Here is a 19,824-nt window from a genome sequence, read left to right as displayed (position 1 = left end):
AGTATCGTCGCTCCGTCACCAACTCGCACTCGGAGCCGAATCCGATCAGGTGTACTTGATCTCCAGGCCGATACCGAGGATGGCGATGAGCCAGATGATGCCGGTGAAGACCGTGAGGCGATCGAGGTTCTTCTCGACGACGGTGGAACCGGAGAGGCTGGACTGCACTCCGCCACCGAACAGGCTGGACAATCCGCCGCCCTTGCCGCGATGCAGCAGGATCAGCAAGATCAGTGCCAGGCTGGTGACGACCAGCAGAATATCCAGAAACAGATCCATGTCCACCTCAAACTCGATTCGATGCCTTCAGCAGCCTACCTGGCCCCGCGAACGGCTTCGGACACCCCGCCGAAGCGAGGTGTCCGAAAACCGTCCGATACAGCGTTGCCGATGGCCGATCAGGGCAGGGGTCCACCTGCGGCGATGGCCGACAACGTGGCGAACTCGTCCGCCTTGAGCGAAGCGCCACCGACGAGGGCACCGTCGACGTCGGGCTGTCCGACGATCTCACCGACGTTCTTCGCGTTGACCGAGCCGCCGTACAGCACGCGCACGCCCGCGGCGACCTCGTCCGAGGACAGCGCCTTCAATTCCTCACGAATGGCACCGCACACTTCCTGAGCGTCCGACGCCGACGCGACCCGGCCGGTACCGATGGCCCATACCGGCTCGTAGGCGATGACGACCTTGGAGATGTCGTCGGCCGACAGTCCTTCGAGTGACCCTCGCAGCTGTGCCACGTTGTAGGCCACGTGCTCGCCGGCCTCACGGATGTTCAGACCCTCGCCGATGCACACGATCGGAGTGAGGCCGTTCTTCAGGGCCGCCTTCGTCTTGGCGAGCACGACGGCGTCGTCCTCGCTGTGCAGCGTGCGTCGCTCGGAGTGACCGACGACGACGAAGGTGCACCCCAGCTTGGCCAGCATCGATCCGCTGATCTCGCCGGTGAAGGCACCCTTGTCCTCGGACGAGACGTCCTGCGCACCGTAGGTGAGCAGCAGTTTGTCGCCCTCGACCAGGGTCTGCACGCTGCGGATGTCGGTGAACGGCGGGATCACCGTCACGTCGACCTTGTCGAAGTACTTCTCGGGCAACGAGAATGCGATCTTCTGCACCAGCGAGATGGCCTCGAGGTGGTTGAGGTTCATCTTCCAGTTGCCCGCGATGAGCGGCTTACGTGCCATGCGTTACGCCTCCAGGACGGATAGGCCGGGGAGCTGCTTGCCTTCGAGGTATTCGAGGGATGCACCGCCGCCGGTGGAGATGTGCGAGAAACCGTCGTCGGGCAGTCCGAGGGTGCGTACCGCAGCGGCCGAGTCGCCGCCACCGACGACGCTGAACGCGCCCTTCTCGGTGGCTCCGATGATCGCTTCGGCGATACCCTTGGTGCCGGCCGAGAACTTGTCGAACTCGAACACTCCGGCCGGTCCGTTCCAGAAGACGGTCTTGGCATTCGAGAGAACGACGGCGAAGCGGCTGACCGAATCGGGTCCGATGTCGAGGCCCATCCAGCCGTCCGGAATCTCGGATGCCTTCACGGTCTTCGCCTCGGCGTCCGCCGCGAACTTGTCTCCGACGACGATGTCGACGGGCAGGTGGATCACGTCACCGAAACGCTCGAGCAGGTCCTTGCAGACCCCGATCTGATCCTCCTGCAACAACGAGTTGCCGACCGAATATCCCTGCGCGGCAAGGAAAGTGAACGCCATGCCGCCGCCGATGACCAGGGTGTCGACCTTGGGGGCCAACGCCTCGATGACGCCGAGCTTGTCCGAGACCTTGGAGCCGCCGAGCACCACCGCGTACGGACGCGCGGCGTCCTCGGTGAGCTTGGCCAGTACCTCGACCTCGGCCGCGACGAGAGTGCCCGCGTAGTGGGGCAGCAACTGCGCCACGTCGTAGACCGATGCCTGCTTGCGGTGCACGACGCCGAATCCGTCGGAGACGAAGGCCGCGTCGTCGCCGGCCAGAGCAACGAGCTCACGAGCCAGAGCAGCTCGCTCGGATTCGTCCTTGCTGGTCTCGCGCGGATCGAAGCGAATGTTCTCGAGCAGCAGCACGTCGCCGTCGGTCAGACCCTCGGCCCGAGCCTCGGCGTCCTGACCCACCACGTCGCCCGCGAGCTGAACGTGGCGTCCGAGCAGTTCGCCGAGCTTCGCTGCGACCGGAGCCAGGCTGTACTTCGCGTCGGGCTTGCCGTCGGGACGACCGAGGTGCGCGGTCACGATGACTTTGGCACCCGCCTCGACCAGTGCCCGGAGAGTCGGGATCGACGCCTGAATGCGGCCGGGGTCGGTGATCGTGCCGTCCTCGAGCGGGACATTGAGGTCCGATCGCACGAGGACGCCACGGCCTTCGACACCGGCATCGAGCAGATCCTGCAGTGTCTTGACAGCCATCGGTGTCAGAGGGACTTGCCGACGAGACCGATGAGGTCGGCGAGGCGGTTGGAGTAGCCCCACTCGTTGTCGTACCAGGAGACGATCTTGACCTGATCGTCGATGACCTTCGTCAGCGGCGCATCGAAGATCGACGAGTGCGGGTCGGTGACGATGTCCGAGGAGACGATCGGATCGGTGTTGTACTTCAGGATGCCCTTGAGGGGGCCCTCGGCTGCGGCCTTCATGGCGGCGTTGATGTCGTCGGCGCTTGCCTTCTTCTTCAACAGCGCAGTCAGGTCGGTGACCGAGCCGGTGGGGATCGGTACCCGAAGCGCGTAGCCGTCGAGCTTGCCGAGCAGCTGCGGGAGAACCAGGCCGATGGCCTTGGCCGCGCCGGTGCCGGTCGGGACCACGTTCAGGGCTGCAGCGCGGGCGCGACGCAGATCGCTGTGCGGGCCGTCCTGCAGGTTCTGGTCCTGCGTGTACGCGTGAATGGTGGTCATCAGACCCGAGACGATGCCGAACTCGTCGTCGAGAACCTTGGCGATGGGGCCGAGGCAGTTGGTGGTGCACGACGCGTTGGAGATGATGTTCTGGCTGCCGTCGTACTTGTCGTCGTTGACGCCCATCACGATGGTGATGTCCTCGCCCTTGGCGGGCGCGGAGATGATGACCTTCTTGGCACCGGCATCGATGTGGCCCTGTGCCTTGGCAGCGTCGGTGAAGATGCCGGTGGACTCGACGACGACGTCGACACCCAGGTCACCCCACGGAAGTGCGGACGGGCCCTCACGCAGCGACAGCGCCTTGATCTTCTGGCCACCGACGACGATGGTGTCCTCGCCCTCGAGCGAGACATCGTGCGGCAAGCGACCCAGGATCGAGTCGTACTTGAGCAGGTGTGCGAGCGATGCGTTGTCGGTCAGGTCGTTGACAGCAACGATTTCGATGTCGGTGGTACCGAGCGCCTTCTGCGCATCGACAGCCCTGAAGAAGTTACGCCCGATGCGGCCGAAGCCGTTGACGCCTACCCGGATCGTCACTGTTCGCTCCTAAAAGTTGTGAAAACAGATGTCTGATTGTGCCTGCGTGCGGGGTGCCACACGCGGTTCCCACCCTAGTGTGCGCGCAGGCAGAGCGCGCGCATCACGTGATCGGGCCGGTCATGCCTCGTCGAGCAACTCGGCGGTGACGGCGGACTCGGTGTCCGGAATTCCGGTTTCCTTCGCCTTGCGGTCGGCCATGGACAGCAGGCGTCGAATTCGGCCTGCCACAGCGTCCTTGGTCATCGGCGGGTCGGCCAACTGGCCGAGTTCTTCGAGCGACGCCTGGCGATGCTGTACCCGGAGCGAGCCCGCGGCGGCCAGATGATCCGGCACGTCCTCGCCGAGGATGTGCAGGGCCCGCTCGACGCGCGCTGCGGCGGCGACGGCGGCCCTGGCCGAGCGGCGCAGGTTGGCGTCGTCGAAGTTGGCGAGCCGGTTCGCGGTTGCCCTGACCTCGCGTCGCATCCGTCGTTCTTCCCAGATCAACCGGGTGTCCTGTGCGCCCATGCGGGTGAGCAGTGCCCCGATCGCCTCGCCGTCGCGGACGACCACTCGATCGGTGCCGCGGACCTCGCGTGCCTTGGCGGCCACGCCGAGGCGTCGAGCGGCTCCGACGAGCGCGAGAGCTGCCTCGGGACCCGGGCAGCTGATCTCCAGAGCCGAGGATCGACCCGGTTCGGTGAGTGAACCGTGCGCCAGGAATGCGCCCCGCCATGCCGCCTCGGAGTCCCCCACCGTGCCGCCGACCACCTGGGCGGGCAGGCCGCGAACCGGGCGACCGCGCAGGTCCAACAGGCCGGTCTGCCGCGCCAGTGCCTCGCCGTCCTTGGCCACGCGCACCACGTAGCGAGAGGTCTTGCGGAGCCCGCCTGCTCCGAGCATGTGCACGTCGGAGGAGTAGCCGTACAGCTCGAAGATCTCCCGACGCAGCCGTCTCGCAATGGACCCGAGATCCACCTCTGCCTCGACCACCACGCGGCCTGCCACGATGTGCAGTCCGCCGGCGAATCGCAGGAGTGCGGACACCTCGGCCTTGCGGCAACTGACCTGACTGACGGTGAGCCTGCTCAGCTCGTCCTTGACCTCCGCTGTCATGGCCACGAAGTGATCCCCTCTCTGCGTGCGGTAGTCGGTGCGGTGCCGTCGGTGGACGACACGATGGAACCGAGAGCCGCAGCAAGCTTGCCGTAATGATGTGCGTGGGTGCCGTTTTCGGCAACGTCGACGTAGACGACCTCGGCACCGAGCCGGGCCGCTGCCCGCGCCACGTGCTCGCGGTTGCTGCCTTCCGGGACCGAGGCGGAATCGACCAACACGTAGTCGATTCCCAAATCCGGTGCGTGTTGGGAGAGTACGTGGACATGGCGCTCGGCGGAGAATCCGGTGGTCTCCCCCAGCTCCGGTGCCAGGTTCAACACCAGTACCTTCGGCGCGCTCGTGCGAGCGAGCGCGGCGAGCTGATCGGGCACCAACACGTGCGGGATGACGCTGGAGAACCACGATCCCGGTCCGAGCACCACGAGGTCGGCCTTATCGATCGCAGCGAGTGCATCCGCCGAGGCAGGCGGTTCGGGTGGCAACAGTCGAACGCGGCGAACTTTGCCAGGAGTCGTCGCCACCGCAACCTGTCCGCGAATGACGCGGCTCACACGTGGGTCGTCCTCCAGACCGGAGACATCGGCCTCGATGTCGAGTGCGATCGGCGACATCGGAAGCACCCGTCCGTCGATTCCGAGCATCCGCACCATCTCGTCGAGTGCGGCGATCGGATCGCCCAGTACCTCGGTGAGGCCGGCGAGGATGAGGTTGCCCACCGAATGTCCGGCCAGAGCGCCCGTGCCGCCGAAGCGGTGCTGCAGGACGTCCGTCCAGAGCTGCGTCCTCTCGTCCGATCGTGCCAGCGCAGCCAGTGCCATGCGCAGGTCTCCGGGCGGAATGACGCCGAGCTCGGCCCGCAGACGCCCCGAGGATCCCCCGTCGTCGGCGACCGTGACGATGGCGGTGACGTCGGGACCGAGCAGCCGGGCCGCCGACAGCGTGGCGTACAGGCCGTGCCCGCCGCCGAGCGCGACGATCCTGGGGCCCGCTGTCGGTACTTCGGTGTCGACCTCGCTCATTCGCGACCCAGATCCCGATGCAGCACGCGCACCGACACATCACCCTGGTCGGCGAGAATTGCCGCCAGTGCCTCGGTCATCGCGACACTTCGATGCTTCCCTCCGGTGCAGCCAACGGCCACCGTCATGTACCTCTTGCCTTCCCGCACGTATCCCTCGATGGTCAGATTCAGCAGGTGCGTGTACGTCTGCAGGTAATCGCGTGCCCCGTCCTGCCCCAACACGTAGTCGCGAACGTCCGCGTCCTGGCCGGTGTGTTCGCGCAGCTCGGGCACCCAATGTGGGTTGGGCAGAAAGCGCACGTCGCAGACCAGGTCGGCGTCCATCGGCAGGCCGTACTTGAAGCCGAACGACTGCACGGTGACGCCCACTCCTGTGGTCTCGGCCGCGCCGAACACCGTCTCGATCTTGCGCCGGAGTTGATGCACGGACAGGGACGTGGTGTCCACCGTGAGATCCGCAGCTGCCTTGACCTGAGCGAGTCGCAACCGTTCGGCGGTGATGCCCTCGGTCAGCGTTCCGTCCTGACCGTCGTTCTGCAGGGGATGGCTACGCCGGTTGGACTCGAATCGACGGATCAGCACGGCGTCGGACGCGTCAAGGAAGAGCACTCTGTTGCGCACGCCCTTGGAGTCGAGTTCTTTCACCACCCAGCCCAGATCGCCGGTGAACAGGCGGCTTCGGACGTCCATCACCAGTGCCAGTCGCTCGATTCTGGGCTTGGACTCGCGTCCGAGATCGACCATCTTGGAGATGAGCTCCGGCGGTAGATTGTCGGCGACGTACCAGCCGAGATCCTCGAGAATCTTGGCCGCAGTGCGCAATCCTGCACCGGACACCCCGGTGACCAACGCCACCTCGATCTCGTCGTGCTGCGACTCCCCCTCGATGGACTGCTCGAGGTGTTCTTCGGACGGTGGATGTCTCTGTGTCTGGTGTTCGCTCACTACGAAGCCTGTCCCGCCGATTCCACACGCGGTGCGATCGCATGTTCCGCCGTGTTCTCGCCCGATGTCGTTGCACTTGCGTTGCCATCATCGCCTACATCGGCGTCGTCCGTGTCGGAACCCAGCGCGGCCAGCACCGACTTGGCCGTGGTCTCTCCGATTCCCGGAACCTCGACGATCTCCGCGACCGTTGCACGCTTGAGGTTGGCGACCGAACCGAAGTGTGCCACCAGCGCCGTTCGACGCGACTCGCCGAGTCCGCGAACCGAATCCAGAGCCGAGGCCGTCATGCGTCGCGATCGCTTGCTGCGATGGAACGTGATCGCGAACCGGTGCGCTTCGTCGCGGACCCGTTGGAGCAGGTAGAGCGACTCGCTCGTACGCGGAAGGATCACCGGATCCTCCTCCCCCGGAACCCATACCTCCTCCAGCCGCTTCGCCAGACCGACCACGGCCACGTCGGTCACGCCGAGCTCGTCCAGCACGGCCGCGGCAGCGGCCACCTGAGGGGCACCGCCGTCGACGACGAACAGATTGGGTGGATACGCGAATTTGCGCGGTCTGCCGGTCTGTGGATCCAACGCCGCTTCGGGGGCGAGATCGCCTCCGGTCCCCTCGGCCGAACCGTCCGCGGAGTGCCGTAGGAACCGGCGACGGGTCACCTCGGCGATGCTCGCCACGTCGTCGGAGTGCCCGTCGCCTGCCGCTTCCTTGATCGCGTAGTGGCGGTAGTCGCTCTTGCGGGGCAATCCGTCCTCGAAGACGACGAGCGAGGCCACCACATCGGTTCCCTGCACGTGGGAGATATCGATGCACTCGATGCGCAGCGGTGCCGAGTCCAGATCGAGTGCCTCCTGAATACCCTGCAGCGCAGCCGATCTCGATGTGAAGTCGCCCGCGCGCTTGAGCTTGTGCTGCTGCAGGGCTTCCTTGGCGTTGCGTTCGACGGTCTCGGCCAACGCCTTCTTGTCGCCGCGCTGGGGAACACGCAGAGTCACGTTCGAGCCCCGAAGTTCACTGAGCCAGGCCTGAACCTCGTCGGCGTTGTCCGGCAGGACCGGAACCAGCACTTCCCTCGGGACGGCGTTGGAACCACCGTCGTCACCGCCCGGTGCCTGTGCGGACAGGGCGGCCTGCTCGCCGTAGAACTGCGTCAGGAACTGCTCGACCAGAGCGGGCAGATCGGCCTCGTCCTGGCGTTCGATCACCTCTCCTGCCTTCTCCACCACCCAGCCGCGCTGCCCGCGCACGCGGCCGCCTCGGACGTGGAAGACCTGAACGGCAGCTTCGAGGGCGTCGGTGGCGAAGGCGACGAGATCGGCGTCGGTGCCGTCGCCGAGCACCACCGCCTGCTTCTCCAATGCCCGACGCAGCGCACCGACGTCGTCTCGCAGACGTGCGGCGGTCTCGAAATCCAGGTCCTCGGATGCAGCCTGCATCTTCTTCTCGAGCTGACGAACGAGCTTGTCCGTCTTTCCGGCCAAGAAGTCACAGAAATCCTCGACGGTGCGCCGATGCTCGTCGGCGCTGACCCGTCCGACGCACGGTGCCGAGCACTTGTCGATGTAGCCCAGCAGGCAGGGCCGGCCGATCTGATTGTGGCGCTTGAACACTCCGGTCGAGCACGTGCGCGCGGGAAATACTCGCAGCAACAGATCCAGCGTCTCGCGAATGGCCCACGCGTGCGCGTAGGGGCCGAAATAGCGGACACCCTTGCGCCGGGGTCCGCGGTAGACGAACAACCGAGGAAACTCCTCGTTCATCGTCACCGCGAGCATCGGATAGCTCTTGTCGTCGCGGTAGCGGACGTTGAACCGTGGATCGAATTCCTTGATCCAGTTGTACTCGAGCTGGAGGGCCTCGACTTCGGTGGTCACCACGGTCCACTCCACCGATGCCGCGGTGGTGACCATCTGGCGAGTACGCGGATGCAGCGAGGCTATGTCTGCGAAGTAGGAATTGAGTCGACTGCGGAGGCTCTTGGCCTTTCCCACGTAGACGACGCGGCCGTGCGGATCGCGAAATTTGTACACCCCCGGCTCCACCGGGATGGTTCCGGTGGCCGGGCGGTAGGTAGCGGGGTCGGACACGGCATCCACGTTAGCCGTCGGGTCCGACGTTCTCCGCATCCGCAGCTCAGCCGCGGTGCGGAGGTAGGACGTCAGTCCCGATCGACCGGGATGTCCGGAACGGAGGCGGCGGGCGCGTACGTGCGTTCGAGAGTGCGGAACTTTCGTACGGCCGCGACCGCATGGTCACGATCGTTGGACTGGATGGCCATCACGTTGATGAACTCGTCGTCGGGAATGTCGATCCTGGCCCACATCGCTCCTTCGGGGAAGGACAGACCACGCACCAGATCCCATTCGATCAGACGCTCCGACAACAGGTTCCGCACCGCGACACCTGCAGGCCCGACGCGAATGCGCGGGCGCGTCAGCACGAGCGCCAGGCCTCCCAGAAGAAGTCCGATACCTGCCATCGCCAGTTGGTCCGCGGTTCTGAAGTACACCCCGGTCGGCGAGACCCTCAGCAGGACGGCGACGGTCGAATGCGCCACCACGAGCAACACCGCCGTCGCGATGGCGTAACGAGCCGACTTGCGCGACTTCACCACCATGTCCCACTCGGTGGACGGTGCGCTGCCGGTCACGTGAACTCCTGATTCGTCCAGGGTTGGCGTAGGTGTTTGAGAGTCAGCGCTGTGTCGATCGCGGCCGCCGTGGCCTGCGCGCCCTTGTCCTCGAACGAACCGGGCAACCCTGCGCGATCGAGCGCCTGCTGCTCGTCGTTGGTGGTGAGCACACCGTTGGTGACCGGAGTGCCCTCGTCGAGCGAGACGCGCGTCAGACCGGCCGTGACGGCGTCGCACACGTACTCGAAATGCGGTGTGCCACCGCGGATGACGACGCCGAGTGCGACGACGGCGTCGTGGTTGCGGGCCAACGCCTGCGCGACGACGGGCAGTTCGATGGCTCCGGCGACACGGATGACCGTGACGTCCTCGATCCCCGCCGACTCGGCTTTGCGAAGTGCACCGTCGAGCAACGCCTGGGAGATCTTCTGGTGCCATTGACCGGCCACGATCGCCAGCTTGAGATCACTCGCGCCTGCCAGCTGCAGGGTGGGTTCGCCTTCGCCGCTCATGATGTGGCCCCATTCTCGTGGGCGGGAGTGGAGCCTGCGGAATGACCATTTTCGAAGTCGTCGAGCCCGGTGAGGTCGTGGCCCATGCGGTCGCGCTTGGTGCGCAGGTAGGTGAGGTTCTCGGCGTTGGCGCGCAACGGCATCGGCACTCGCTCGGTCACGTGCAGTCCGTAGCCGTCGAGTCCCACTCGTTTGGCGGGGTTGTTGGTCAGCAGCCGCATCGAGGACACGCCGAGGTCGACGAGGATCTGGGCACCGATTCCGTAGTCGCGCGAGTCGGCGGGGAGTCCGAGCTGCAGGTTGGCGTCGACGGTGTCGGAGCCTGCGTCCTGGAGTTGGTAGGCCTGGAGCTTGTGCAGCAGACCGATGCCGCGACCTTCGTGTCCGCGCATGTACAGCACGATGCCGCGGTCCTCGGCGGCGACCATTTCCAGCGCCGCGTCCAGCTGTGGTCCGCAGTCGCAGCGCAGTGATCCGAACACGTCGCCGGTGAGGCATTCGGAGTGCACCCGAACGAGCACGTCGTTGCCGTCTCCGTCGGGGCCCGCGATGTCGCCGCGCACGAGCGCGACGTGCTCGACCTCGTCGTAGATGCTCTGGTAGCCGACGGCGCGGAAGGTGCCGTGGCTGGTGGGGATTCGGGCGTCGGCGACGCGGACGACGTGCTTCTCGTGCTTGCGACGCCAGGCGATGAGGTCGGCGATGGAGATGAGAGCGAGGTCGTGTTCGTCGGCGAAGACGCGCAGTTCGTCTGTCTGGGCCATCGCGCCCTCGTCCTTCTGACTGACGATTTCGCAGATGACGCCCGCAGGCCTCAGGTCTGCCATGCGCGCGAGGTCGACGGCCGCCTCGGTGTGGCCGGGGCGACGCAGCACTCCGCCGTCCTTGGCGCGCAGGGGTACGACGTGGCCCGGCCGGGTGAAGTCGTTGGCTCCGGTGTCGGGATCGGCGAGCAGTCGCATGGTGGCCGCCCGGTCGGATGCCGAGATTCCGGTGCCGATGCCTTCGCGGGCGTCGACGGTGACGGTGTACGCGGTGCCGTGCTTGTCCTGATTGGTGGCGAACATCGGTGGCAGGCCGAGCCGGTCGCAGTCCTCACCGGAGAGCGGAACGCAGAGGTAACCGGAGGTGTAGCGGACCATGAAGGCGACCAGTTCCGGTGTGGCCTTCTCGGCGGCGAAGATGAGGTCGCCTTCGTTCTCGCGGTCCTCGTCGTCGACGACCACCACTGCTTTGCCCGCAGCGATGTCCGCAACTGCGCGCTCGATACTGTCGAACCTGGTCACCACGGTGTGCTCCATACGTCTCGGGCCTGGCTCAGCGCCCTGGAAATTCTCCGATGCACCATCGATTGCGTGCACGTCAACAGTACTTACTGTGCGTCGATCGTCTGCAGCCGCTCCACGTACTTGGCGATGACGTCGACTTCGAGGTTGACCGGCGTTCCGACCTCGGCCGTGCCGAGAGTGGTCAGGTCGAGGGTGGTGGGGATCAGGGAGATCTCGAACCAGTGCGCACCGTCGTCGGTGCCGAGTCCGGAGACGGTGAGCGAGACGCCGTCGACGGTGATCGAGCCCTTCTCTACGACGTAGCGTGCGACCGAGGTGGGCAGTGCGATGCGTACGACCGTCCAGTTCTCCGACGGGGACCGGCTAATGATGGTCCCGGTGCCGTCCACATGGCCCTGCACCAGGTGCCCACCGAGACGGCTGCCGAGCGCGGCTGCCCGCTCGAGGTTGACGCGGCTGCCCACATCGAGGGCGCCGAGGCTCGAGCGGTTCAGAGTTTCCTGCATGACGTCGGCGGTGAATCCGCCGTCGGGCAGCACCTCGACGACGGTCAGGCAGACCCCGTTCACGGCGATGGAGTCGCCGTGGCCTGCATCGGAGGTCACCACCGGTCCGCGGACGGTGAACCGCGCGGCGTCGGGAAGTTCGTCCTTGGCCACGATCTCGCCGAGCTCTTCGACAATTCCGGTGAACATCTACTTCGCTCCTTCGGGCACGACGCCGATCAGAATGTCGTTGCCGATCATGGTGACTGTCTCCGTGCGGAACCGAATTGCGTCGGCAATTGTTCCGATACCCGCATTCTCCACCGCTGCGGGCCCGCTGCCCAACACGGCCGGCGCGACGTACGCCACGACGCGGTCCACGAGCCCGGCGGCGAGGAACGCCCCGGCCAACGTCGGACCGCCTTCGAGCTGGATGTCGGTGTGCTCGTGCAGAGCATCGATGACGGCGGCGGGATCGTGTGTGTCCAGGAACACGGTGGGTGCGTCGGATCCACGGATTGCCGCGGTCGGGGGTGTCGGCCGCGATCCGACGACAACGCGCACCGGTTGGTGGGGTGCGAGGGTTCCGTCGGGACGTCGTGCGGTCAGGCGCGGGTCGTCGGCCAGTACGGTGCCGGTTCCCACCACGATGGCGTCGAGCTTGGCCCGTTCGGCGTGGACGTGCGCCCGGGACTGCGGTCCGGTGATCCACTGGCTCGTGCCGTCCGCCGCCGCGCTACGGCCGTCCAGGGTGGCGGCATACTTCCACGTCACGTGCGGCCGCCCGGTGCGTTGCTTGTGCAACCAGGCTCGCAGCGGCCCCTGCCGCACCTCGGTCTCGCCGGTCCCCTGTTCGACGCGAATGCCCGCCGCTCGCAGGGCTGACCCGCCGCCCGATGCGAGCGGATTCGGATCTGCGACGGCATGCACGACTGCGGCGATGCCCGCATCGATCAGGGCCTGTGAGCACGGTCCGGTGCGGCCGGTGTGGTTGCAGGGTTCGAGGGTCACCACCGCGGTACCGCCGCGAGCTCGGTCCCCGGCCTCGGCCAGCGCGACGATCTCGGCGTGTGGCCCGCCGGGCGGGCGAGTCGAACCGATGCCGACGACGATGCCGTCGGCATCGAGGATCACCGCGCCGACCGGGGGGTTGGGACTGCTGATGCCCCGGGCGGCTTCGGATGCCTCGACGGCGAGGGCCATGGCGTCCGCGACGGACAGTGCTGCGCCCTGGCCGTTCATTACGACAGGTGATGTGATGCGCGGGCGGCGCGGGCACGGAGGTCGCGCACGGCGACCGCGGGGTCGGCGGTGTTGTAGACCGCCGATCCGGCCACGAAACAGTCGATACCGGCCTCCGCGGCCTGCTCGATCGTATCGGAGTTGATGCCGCCGTCGATTTCCACTATCAGCCGGAGATCACCGGAATCGACAAGTGCCCGAACAGCTTTCGCCTTGGAGAGCACCTCGGGCATGAACGACTGTCCGCCGAAGCCCGGCTCCACGCTCATCACCAGCAGGGTGTCGAAGTCGCGCAGGATCTCGAGGTACGGCTCGATGGGTGTTCCCGGCTTGATGGACAGGCCTGCTTTCGCGCCCGCGGCGCGGATGTCGCGTGCCACTGCGGACGGGTCGTCGGTTGCCTCGGCGTGGAAGGTGACGTTGTACGCCCCGGCCTCGGCGTAGGGCGGAGCCCAGCGGGCCGGGTCCTCGATCATCAGGTGGCAGTCGAGGGGGATGTTCGTCGCCTTCAGCAAGCTCTCCACGACCGGCAGACCCAGGGTGAGGTTCGGCACGAAGTGCGCGTCCATGACGTCGACGTGCAGCCAGTCGGCTCCGGCCACCGCCTCGGCTTCGGCAGCCAGACGAGCGAAATCAGCGGACAGGATCGAGGGGGCAATCATCGGGGAAACCACGATTGACGAGCCTAGCCCAGCCGGTATCGTTCGCCCATGACCACCATGGATTACGCGGCGACGGTGATCGCCGAGTTGCCCGAGGTCACCGAGGGTGTTCGGTACGGCCATCCGGCATGGTCGGTGGGCAAGAACGTCTTCGCGTGGATTCGGCCGTTCAGCAAGGCCGATCTGAAGCGGTTCGGCAGCGAGATCCCGCCCAGCGGGCCGATCCTCGCGGTCCGCACCGCTGATCCGAACGAAAAGGAAGCCATCCTCGCCGCCCACCCGCGGGCGTGCTTCACCATCCCGCATTTCGACGGGTTCGCCGCCGTTCTGGTCGACATCGACAACACCGGCGACGACGAACTGCGAGAACTGATCGTCGACGGCTGGCTGGTCTACGCCCCGAAGGATGTGGCCGAGACGTTCCTGGCCGGCGACTGATCACATCGGTTTGCTGGTCACATCGGTTTACGCAGCGCCGCCATGAACATCGCGTCCGTACCGTGTCGGTGCGGCCACAGTTGCACCGACGTGCCGTCTCCGAGTTGTGGGACACCCGGCACCAGCTCACGGGTATCGAGCGGCTCGACGCCGTAGCGGCGGATCGCGTCGGCGACGACGGCCGTGGTTTCGGACAGATGCGGCGAGCAGGTCGAGTACAGCACCACTCCACCGGGGCGAACCAGCTCTATTGCTGCTGCCAGCAGTTCTTTCTGCAGAGTCACGAGCGCCGCCACATCGGAAGGTTGTCGACGCCAGCGTGCTTCGGGCCTGCGTCGCAGGGCACCGAGTCCGGTGCACGGCGCATCGACGAGCACTCGGTCGTAGCCGCCGTCGAGTCCGGACGCTCGACCGTCGACGGTGTGCACCGTCACCGGAAGATCTTTCGTCGTCTTCGACACCAGATCGGCTCGGTGCGGGGTCGGTTCGACGGCGTCGACCGTGGCACCGTCGATTTCGGCGATGGCACCGATCAGGGCAGCTTTACCGCCCGGTCCGGCGCACAGGTCCAGCCACCGGCCACCGTCCTCGCCGACCAGCGGTGCCAGGGTGAGCGCCCGGCCGACGAGTTGACTGCCTTCGTCCTGCACTCCGGCCAACCCGTCACGGACGGCGTCGATCTTGCCGGGATCACCGCCGTCGAGGTGCACGGCATACGGCGAATAGGGCCCCTCTTCTCCCCCGGTGATCAGCGCCAGTTCTTCGGCAGAGATCTCTCCGGGCCGGGCGACCAGGTGCACCGAGGGGCGCGCGTCGTCGGCCTCGAGGACGGCGGCGAGTTCACCGGCGTCGGCACCGAGTGCATCGGCGAAGGCCTGCGCGATCCAGTTGGGATGCGCGTACTCGAACGCGAGGTGGCCGACGGGATCGACCCCCGCCTCGGGCGCAAGTTCGTCGACCCACTGCGCCGCCGTGCGTTCGGACACGCGCCGCAACACGGCGTTGACGAAACCGGCTTTGCCGGAACCGAATTCGGACCGAGCCAGGTCCACCGACGTGGCGACGGCGGCGTGAGGAGCCACCCGTGTACGCAGCAGTTGATACGAGCCGAGCCGCAGAATGTCGAGTAGTGGTCCGTCGATCTCGGCGGCGGGCCGACCGGCGGCGTGGGCGATCACCGCGTCGAGCACACCACGAGCTCGGGACGCGCCGTACGCGAGTTCGGTGGCCAGTGCCGCGTCGCGTGAGTCGAGCTTGCGCTCTCGCAGCAAACCGGGCAGCACCAGGTTGGCGTAGGCATCCCGCTCGCGCACGGCCTTCAGCACGTCCCTGGCCGCGCGACGGGCCGGGTCGATCGCGTCGACGGCACGGGGTCCCCCGCCCTGCGGGGGCCGGTTTCCCTTCGGACCACGCGCACCGGGCGACTTCTTGGTGGTCTTTCGGGCCGGACTCGACTCGCGCTTTCGAGGCCTGTCGGGTTCTGTCATCGCGCTACCGCCGTATCGTCCAGCCGAGCGCCGCGCGCCCAGTCGAGTGCCTTCATGAGCTTCTTGCCCTGCGGTTGAACTTCGCCGAGAACCACTGCCGTCGTACCTGTTCCGATGTGCACCCCGGACTTGCGCACCTCGATCGAACCCGGCGCGAGCGTGTCCTCGGAGTGCTGAACCGGTGAGATCTTGACGCGGAGTTCACCGATCGTGGTCCATGCGCCCGGTGCGGGGGTCACCGATCTGATGTGCCGATCGACGAATGCAGCAGACCGCGTCCAGTCGATGCGTGCGGCGTCGACGCTGACCTTGCTCGCGTAGGAGATCCCGTCCTCGGGCTGCGGATGCGCCGATGCCGTCCCGTCCTCGATCGCGTCGAGGGTGGCAGCGAGTAGGTCTGCTCCGCTCGACGCCAGCCGGGTGAGCAGGTCCCCCGTCGTGTCGGTTGCGCGTACCCGCTCGGTGACGACGCCGAGTACCGGGCCGGTGTCCATTCCCGCGTCGAGCAGGAAGGTGGAGGCACCGGTGATCTCGTCGCCTGCGGCGATGGCGGCCTGTACCGGCGCGGCACCTCGCCATGCGGGCAGCAACGAGAAGTGCAGATTGATCCAGCCGAAGCGAGGGATGTCCAGCACCGGCTGCGGCAGCAGTGCCCCGTACGCGACCACCGGACACACGTCGGGTGCGAGTTCGGTGAGCTGTGAGACGAAATCCGGATCCGCGGGCTTCGCGGGTGTGAACACGGGGATTCCGTGCTCGTCGGCCAGCTGCCCAACCGGTGACCGCATCGTCTTGCGACCTCTACCGGCAGCGGCGTCGGGCCGAGTCACCACGGCGATCACCTCGTGGCGTTCGGACTCGAGCAGTGCCCGCAGCGACGGGACCGCGGGCTCCGGTGTACCGGCAAAGACGACGCGCACTCGAGCAACTCCCTGGGATGGACGAAAGGATCTCGGGTGTCCATCCTAGGGAGTCACGAGCACTGCGGACGATTCCGCACCTGCCGGTCACGGCGCGTCGGGGGCGTCGACCGTGTCGTCGGGATCTCGATAGGTCGAACCGTCCTCGGCGAGTATCCGATACAGCGACCTGCGGGCTTCGGTGAGAATCTCGGCGGCCTGCTCCACCTGTTTCGGTGTGCCCACTCCGGCGACCTGACCGGCTGCGCCCATCAACTGGCCGATCAGCGCCCGAAGATCCCGGGCGTCGACTCCGACGGACTCTGCCACGTCGTCCCACGGGCTGCCCAGGTCGGCACGATGGGCCTCGATGTGCGTTCGACCCTCGTCGGTCAGTGCAGCGGTTTTGCGGCCGGCCACCTTGTCGATGAGGACCAGGCCCTCGTCTTCGAGTTGCGACAGGGCCGGATAGATGGAGCCAGGACTCGGCTTCCAGGTGCCGTTGCTCTTCTCGGCGATCTGCTGGATCAGTTCGTATCCGTGCATCGGACGTTCCTCGAGCAGCAGGAGGATTGCAGCGCGCACGTCCCCGCGACGCCCTCGCCCTCCCCGACCGCGACCTCGACCGAAATCTGCGTTCGGCCCGAAACCACCGGGACCGAAACCGGGGCGCATGCCTTCCGGTCCCCGTCCGAACGGCCCACCGGCACCGTGCCTGCTCCGTTCACCGTGACCTCTCCTGCCGCGGCCGCGCTCTCGTGGACCGTGATCGTCCGACGGGCCGCGGTCCTCACTCTGCGCGACCCACATCTGGAACGGCGCGCCACGCATGTGTCGACGTGCTCCTGCGCGACGTCCGAATTCGTGTGCGAAACCTTCGAATGCGTAATTCATGTCGTACTCCTTAGTATCGATTGACACATCGACGATATATCGACAATAGATCTTTGGTAAGGTCCAGAGGCAACCTCTACGTTTCCGACTCCGAGGAACGCGCCCTGGACGGCTCTCGCTCGCTAGGATGACGCGGTCGGTACGAGCTCTCGTCCAACGGACCGAAACAGCGGCCGGCTCTACCGCGCTCGCGCAACCACGCTCGCGCACCAACGAGGGAGGCCGTGTGGCCGGATCGACGAGGCGATGCGTGACCGTCGTGCTCGGATGCGTCCTCGCCATCGTCCTGCTCGCCGGCTCCAACGTTCTCGGCCAACGAACCTCCGTACTGATCGACGACATCGCACAGCTCGCGGGAGGTATCACGGCGACGATCGTCTGCTGGCGGACGGCGTCGAGAAGAACGGGCACCGAACGGCAGTGGCGCGTTCTGATGGCCGCCGGAATGGCCTGCTGGAGTGCAGGCATGGCGGTCTGGGCCTTCTATCGATCCGCTCTCGGCATGCCGCTGCCGACCGCGTCCGTCGCCGACGTCGGATTCTTTCTCTTCCCGATCCTCGCCGTGCCTGCCCTGCTGGCCTTCGTCGGCCCGTCGCCCTGGCGGGCTGCCTCCAGTGCACGCCATGTCTGGGTGATGTCGTTGCTCGACGGGGCCGTCGTCGTCGGGTCGCTCTTCGTTCTCTCCTGGGCAACCGTGCTCGGCGCGGTCGTGCATTCGTCGGAATCCGACTCGATCGAGTTCCTGGTGGCGATCATGTACCCCATCACCGACCTGGTACTCGTGGCCATGATCGTGCTGCTCGCCGTGATCCCGAGGATCGCCGCGCGATATCGGACGCAGCTCACCCTGCTCGGCGCCGGAATCCTGATGATGGCGATATCCGACAGCATCTACGCGTATCTCATCGCCACGGGTGCGGACTTCATGCCGGTTCTGACCGACGGCGGATTCATCGCAGGCACAGCGCTCATCGCTCTCGCGGCTGCTGCCCCGAGGACCGTGGACGACAACCCGGCACCGCGTGACTCGTCGACACACAGCTCGTCGCTGTACGGATCGTCGCTGCACGAATCGAAGCCCACCGAGTCGGACTGCACCGAGGCCGTCACCGGCGCGAGAACGCAATTGCTGTTGCCGTACGCACTCATGGGTGCGATCGGGATCGTGTTGGCGATACTGCGTGTGCAGACCGGGGAGCTGGACTCGACCGTGGTGGTACTCGGGGTTGCAGTGGTGTTGCTCTCACTCGTTCGCCAGGTGATCACCCTGGTTCAGAACGACAATCTGCTGCGAAGCCTGACTCGGGCGCAGGCCGAGTTGACGTACCGCGCGCATCACGACGGGTTGACCGGATTGCTCAACCGGTCGTCGTTCGACGAGCACCTTCGAGCGGCGGTGCACGACGCCCGAGCGGGCCGGGGCCGCGCCGTCCTGCTGCTCATCGACCTCGACGACTTCAAGAGCGTCAACGACAGATTCGGACACGGCGGCGGCGACCGACTACTGGTCGAACTCGCACGCCGCCTCGAGCGATGCGTCGTGGACGGAGTTGTGGCGCGCTTCGGCGGCGACGAGTTCACCGCCCTGGTGTACGCCGACCTCGATGCCGGTCGCGCGACGGCGGTCCGCATCGCCGAGACGATGCGGACCGCCCACGAGATCGACGGCCATTCGGTGTCGGTCGGCGTGTGCGTGGGCGTGGTGCAGATCGGTCAGCTCGACCGCACACCCCACGACACCACGACCGTGGCCGGCTCCGACACCGCCGACGAGGACGAGCTGATGCGGCTGGCCGATCGAGCGATGTACGAGGCCAAACGCGAGGGCAAGGCCGGTATCTACGCCTACGACACCGCGGGTGCACTCACCGCGGTGCCGAGCACCTCAGATCAGGCGACCCTGGGGACCAGGCCGAAAATGGTTGCAGGTGAACCGGATCCGGCTCGGTTGATCGGGCCGCCGACCAGAACGTAGGCACCCGTGGTCGGAATCGACTCCAGATTGGTCAGGTTCTCCAGACTGATCCGACGCCGGTCGTAGAGCTTGACCGACACCGGATAGGTGTCGTCGTTGCCCAGATCGGGTCCGAAGGTGTCGGTGCCGAGGGCACCTCTGTCGGCTAGCCTGCCCGTGTCGATCAACCACTGCGCTGCTTCCGGAGAGAACCCGGGTTGGTGCGTCACACCGTCCGCGTCCGCGTTGGCGTACGCATCGGTCCCCCAGCGTGACGCCCATCCCGTCCACAGAACGACAGCCGCCCCTGGTGGAATGGCACCGTTGACTGCTTCCCAGTTCTGCAGGTCGGCCACGGTCACGGCGTAGTCGGCGTCGGCCGCCGCCCGATCACGAATGTCGATCTTCACCGCGGGCAGAAACAGATCCTCCGGATCGAGCTGGTCGGCGGTCAGGCCACCTTCCTGGAAGTGCGCGGGTGCGCCCCAGTGCGTGCCGGTATGCTCGCCCTCCTTGACGTACTGGAGGTAGAAGCCGTCGTCTGCGACGGTGAACGCCGTCTCGAGCGAGAATTCGGGATCGCCGGGAAAGATCGGAGTGAGCGCCGGATCGTTGATGTGCGACAGGGACACGATCCGGAGCATTCGATCCAACGGAACGGCCGGTGTCGGTGGCTGCGCCGAGCCGGTACCCGGCAGGGCGTCGGCGGTGGCAGGTGCGGCCAGACGGGCACCGATCACCACTGCCAAACCTGTTATCGCACGGCGAAAGAGCTGCCTTCTCTTCATGTCCCCGACCCACCTTTCATCGGCGCCCCGTGCGCCGCCCCGAGGCAA

General features: G+C 66.5%; 20 protein-coding genes. 2 read left to right on the top strand and 18 right to left on the bottom strand.

Going from position 1 to position 19,824, the window contains the following annotated elements:
* Nucleotides 1-45: 45 nt before the first annotated feature.
* The 14 genes from secG to rpe form a co-directional block, all read right to left on the bottom strand.
* The gene (gene secG, locus CH283_RS08110; protein WP_068050526.1) at nt 46-279 is read right to left on the bottom strand and encodes a preprotein translocase subunit SecG; all 234 of its coding nucleotides are present in this window, start codon (nt 277-279) and stop codon (nt 46-48) included.
* A 119-nt stretch (nt 280-398) separates the two neighbouring features.
* Nucleotides 399-1,184, bottom strand: a complete 786-nt coding sequence (tpiA, locus tag CH283_RS08105; protein ID WP_068050527.1) for a triose-phosphate isomerase — start codon at nt 1,182-1,184, stop codon at nt 399-401.
* 3 nt (nt 1,185-1,187) lie between these two features.
* On the bottom strand, nt 1,188-2,399 hold the full coding sequence (locus tag CH283_RS08100) for a phosphoglycerate kinase (protein WP_094641877.1): 1,212 nt from the start codon (nt 2,397-2,399) through the stop codon (nt 1,188-1,190).
* A gap of 5 nt (nt 2,400-2,404) precedes the next feature.
* On the bottom strand, nt 2,405-3,424 hold the full coding sequence (gene gap, locus CH283_RS08095) for a type I glyceraldehyde-3-phosphate dehydrogenase (RefSeq protein ID WP_032365753.1): 1,020 nt from the start codon (nt 3,422-3,424) through the stop codon (nt 2,405-2,407).
* Between the two features lie 120 nt (nt 3,425-3,544).
* Entirely contained in the window at nt 3,545-4,528 is a 984-nt protein-coding gene (gene whiA, locus CH283_RS08090; RefSeq protein WP_068050529.1) for a DNA-binding protein WhiA, read from the bottom strand.
* Complete coding sequence (locus CH283_RS08085; RefSeq protein WP_068050530.1) at nt 4,519-5,544, bottom strand: gluconeogenesis factor YvcK family protein; 1,026 nt, start codon at nt 5,542-5,544, stop codon at nt 4,519-4,521. The genes whiA and CH283_RS08085 overlap by 10 nt, the downstream gene beginning before the upstream one ends.
* Nucleotides 5,541-6,434 carry an RNase adapter RapZ gene (gene rapZ / locus CH283_RS08080; protein ID WP_094642373.1) on the bottom strand — a complete coding sequence of 298 codons (894 nt, stop codon included), beginning with the start codon at nt 6,432-6,434 and terminating at the stop codon, nt 5,541-5,543. Before rapZ ends, CH283_RS08085 begins: the two co-directional genes overlap by 4 nt.
* Before the next feature lie 56 nt (nt 6,435-6,490).
* Nucleotides 6,491-8,581 carry an excinuclease ABC subunit UvrC gene (uvrC, locus tag CH283_RS08075; protein WP_094642372.1) on the bottom strand — a complete coding sequence of 697 codons (2,091 nt, stop codon included), beginning with the start codon at nt 8,579-8,581 and terminating at the stop codon, nt 6,491-6,493.
* A 71-nt stretch (nt 8,582-8,652) separates the two neighbouring features.
* Entirely contained in the window at nt 8,653-9,111 is a 459-nt protein-coding gene (locus CH283_RS08070; RefSeq protein WP_032398448.1) for a PH domain-containing protein, read from the bottom strand.
* Between the two features lie 29 nt (nt 9,112-9,140).
* On the bottom strand, nt 9,141-9,638 hold the full coding sequence (gene ribH / locus CH283_RS08065) for a 6,7-dimethyl-8-ribityllumazine synthase (RefSeq protein WP_032398003.1): 498 nt from the start codon (nt 9,636-9,638) through the stop codon (nt 9,141-9,143).
* Nucleotides 9,635-10,924, bottom strand: a complete 1,290-nt coding sequence (locus CH283_RS08060; protein WP_068050543.1) for a bifunctional 3,4-dihydroxy-2-butanone-4-phosphate synthase/GTP cyclohydrolase II — start codon at nt 10,922-10,924, stop codon at nt 9,635-9,637. The genes ribH and CH283_RS08060 overlap by 4 nt, the downstream gene beginning before the upstream one ends.
* A gap of 86 nt (nt 10,925-11,010) precedes the next feature.
* Nucleotides 11,011-11,622 carry a riboflavin synthase gene (locus CH283_RS08055; RefSeq protein ID WP_094641879.1) on the bottom strand — a complete coding sequence of 204 codons (612 nt, stop codon included), beginning with the start codon at nt 11,620-11,622 and terminating at the stop codon, nt 11,011-11,013.
* Entirely contained in the window at nt 11,623-12,654 is a 1,032-nt protein-coding gene (gene ribD / locus CH283_RS08050; RefSeq protein ID WP_094641881.1) for a bifunctional diaminohydroxyphosphoribosylaminopyrimidine deaminase/5-amino-6-(5-phosphoribosylamino)uracil reductase RibD, read from the bottom strand.
* Nucleotides 12,654-13,328, bottom strand: coding sequence for a ribulose-phosphate 3-epimerase (gene rpe / locus CH283_RS08045; protein WP_094641882.1), 675 nt, complete (start codon nt 13,326-13,328; stop codon nt 12,654-12,656). Before rpe ends, ribD begins: the two co-directional genes overlap by 1 nt.
* 36 nt (nt 13,329-13,364) lie before the next feature.
* Between rpe and CH283_RS08040 the strand changes: the two genes are divergently transcribed.
* Nucleotides 13,365-13,754 carry an MmcQ/YjbR family DNA-binding protein gene (locus CH283_RS08040; protein WP_068050537.1) on the top strand — a complete coding sequence of 130 codons (390 nt, stop codon included), beginning with the start codon at nt 13,365-13,367 and terminating at the stop codon, nt 13,752-13,754.
* A 17-nt stretch (nt 13,755-13,771) separates the two neighbouring features.
* On the opposite strand, the gene CH283_RS08035 is transcribed toward CH283_RS08040, so the two are convergent.
* The 3 genes from CH283_RS08035 to CH283_RS08025 form a co-directional block, all read right to left on the bottom strand.
* Nucleotides 13,772-15,241 carry an RsmB/NOP family class I SAM-dependent RNA methyltransferase gene (locus tag CH283_RS08035; protein ID WP_094641884.1) on the bottom strand — a complete coding sequence of 490 codons (1,470 nt, stop codon included), beginning with the start codon at nt 15,239-15,241 and terminating at the stop codon, nt 13,772-13,774.
* On the bottom strand, nt 15,238-16,161 hold the full coding sequence (gene fmt / locus CH283_RS08030; RefSeq protein ID WP_094641886.1) for a methionyl-tRNA formyltransferase: 924 nt from the start codon (nt 16,159-16,161) through the stop codon (nt 15,238-15,240). The genes CH283_RS08035 and fmt overlap by 4 nt, the downstream gene beginning before the upstream one ends.
* An 87-nt stretch (nt 16,162-16,248) precedes the next feature.
* On the bottom strand, nt 16,249-16,971 hold the full coding sequence (locus CH283_RS08025) for a PadR family transcriptional regulator (protein WP_094642374.1): 723 nt from the start codon (nt 16,969-16,971) through the stop codon (nt 16,249-16,251).
* A gap of 313 nt (nt 16,972-17,284) precedes the next feature.
* On the opposite strand from CH283_RS08025, the gene CH283_RS08020 reads away from it, so the two are divergent.
* Nucleotides 17,285-19,009: a diguanylate cyclase domain-containing protein gene (locus CH283_RS08020; RefSeq protein WP_255183138.1), complete on the top strand. Its 1,725-nt coding sequence runs from the start codon at nt 17,285-17,287 to the stop codon at nt 19,007-19,009.
* Here CH283_RS08020 and CH283_RS08015 read toward each other — a convergent pair.
* A complete protein-coding gene (locus CH283_RS08015; RefSeq protein ID WP_094641888.1) occupies nt 18,925-19,776 on the bottom strand; it encodes a cyclase family protein in 852 nt (283 codons plus the stop codon). The two genes, CH283_RS08020 and CH283_RS08015, sit on opposite strands and share 85 nt — an antisense overlap.
* Nucleotides 19,777-19,824 lie beyond the last annotated feature (48 nt).

This window comes from Rhodococcus sp. 05-2254-2 (genome assembly GCF_002259095.1).
Lineage (GTDB): Bacteria > Actinomycetota > Actinomycetes > Mycobacteriales > Mycobacteriaceae > Rhodococcoides.
The sequence above is the reverse complement of the archived record's forward strand: the minus strand, read 5'-3'. Positions and strand labels throughout refer to the sequence as shown.

Excerpts from the sequence above, each read along its gene's own strand:
- secG (WP_068050526.1), bottom strand. The coding sequence starts at position 279 with ATGGATCTGTTTCTGGATATTCTGCTGGTCGTCACCAGCCTGGCACTG.
- tpiA (WP_068050527.1), bottom strand. The coding sequence starts at position 1,184 with ATGGCACGTAAGCCGCTCATCGCGGGCAACTGGAAGATGAACCTCAAC.
- CH283_RS08100 (WP_094641877.1), bottom strand. The coding sequence starts at position 2,399 with ATGGCTGTCAAGACACTGCAGGATCTGCTCGATGCCGGTGTCGAAGGC.
- CH283_RS08085 (WP_068050530.1), bottom strand. The coding sequence starts at position 5,544 with ATGAGCGAGGTCGACACCGAAGTACCGACAGCGGGCCCCAGGATCGTC.
- CH283_RS08070 (WP_032398448.1), bottom strand. The coding sequence starts at position 9,111 with ATGGTGGTGAAGTCGCGCAAGTCGGCTCGTTACGCCATCGCGACGGCG.
- ribH (WP_032398003.1), bottom strand. The coding sequence starts at position 9,638 with ATGAGCGGCGAAGGCGAACCCACCCTGCAGCTGGCAGGCGCGAGTGAT.
- CH283_RS08055 (WP_094641879.1), bottom strand. The coding sequence starts at position 11,622 with ATGTTCACCGGAATTGTCGAAGAGCTCGGCGAGATCGTGGCCAAGGAC.
- ribD (WP_094641881.1), bottom strand. The coding sequence starts at position 12,654 with ATGAACGGCCAGGGCGCAGCACTGTCCGTCGCGGACGCCATGGCCCTC.
- CH283_RS08040 (WP_068050537.1), top strand. The coding sequence starts at position 13,365 with ATGACCACCATGGATTACGCGGCGACGGTGATCGCCGAGTTGCCCGAG.
- CH283_RS08035 (WP_094641884.1), bottom strand. The coding sequence starts at position 15,241 with ATGACAGAACCCGACAGGCCTCGAAAGCGCGAGTCGAGTCCGGCCCGA.
- CH283_RS08025 (WP_094642374.1), bottom strand. The coding sequence starts at position 16,971 with ATGCGTGGCGCGCCGTTCCAGATGTGGGTCGCGCAGAGTGAGGACCGC.
- CH283_RS08015 (WP_094641888.1), bottom strand. The coding sequence starts at position 19,776 with ATGAAGAGAAGGCAGCTCTTTCGCCGTGCGATAACAGGTTTGGCAGTG.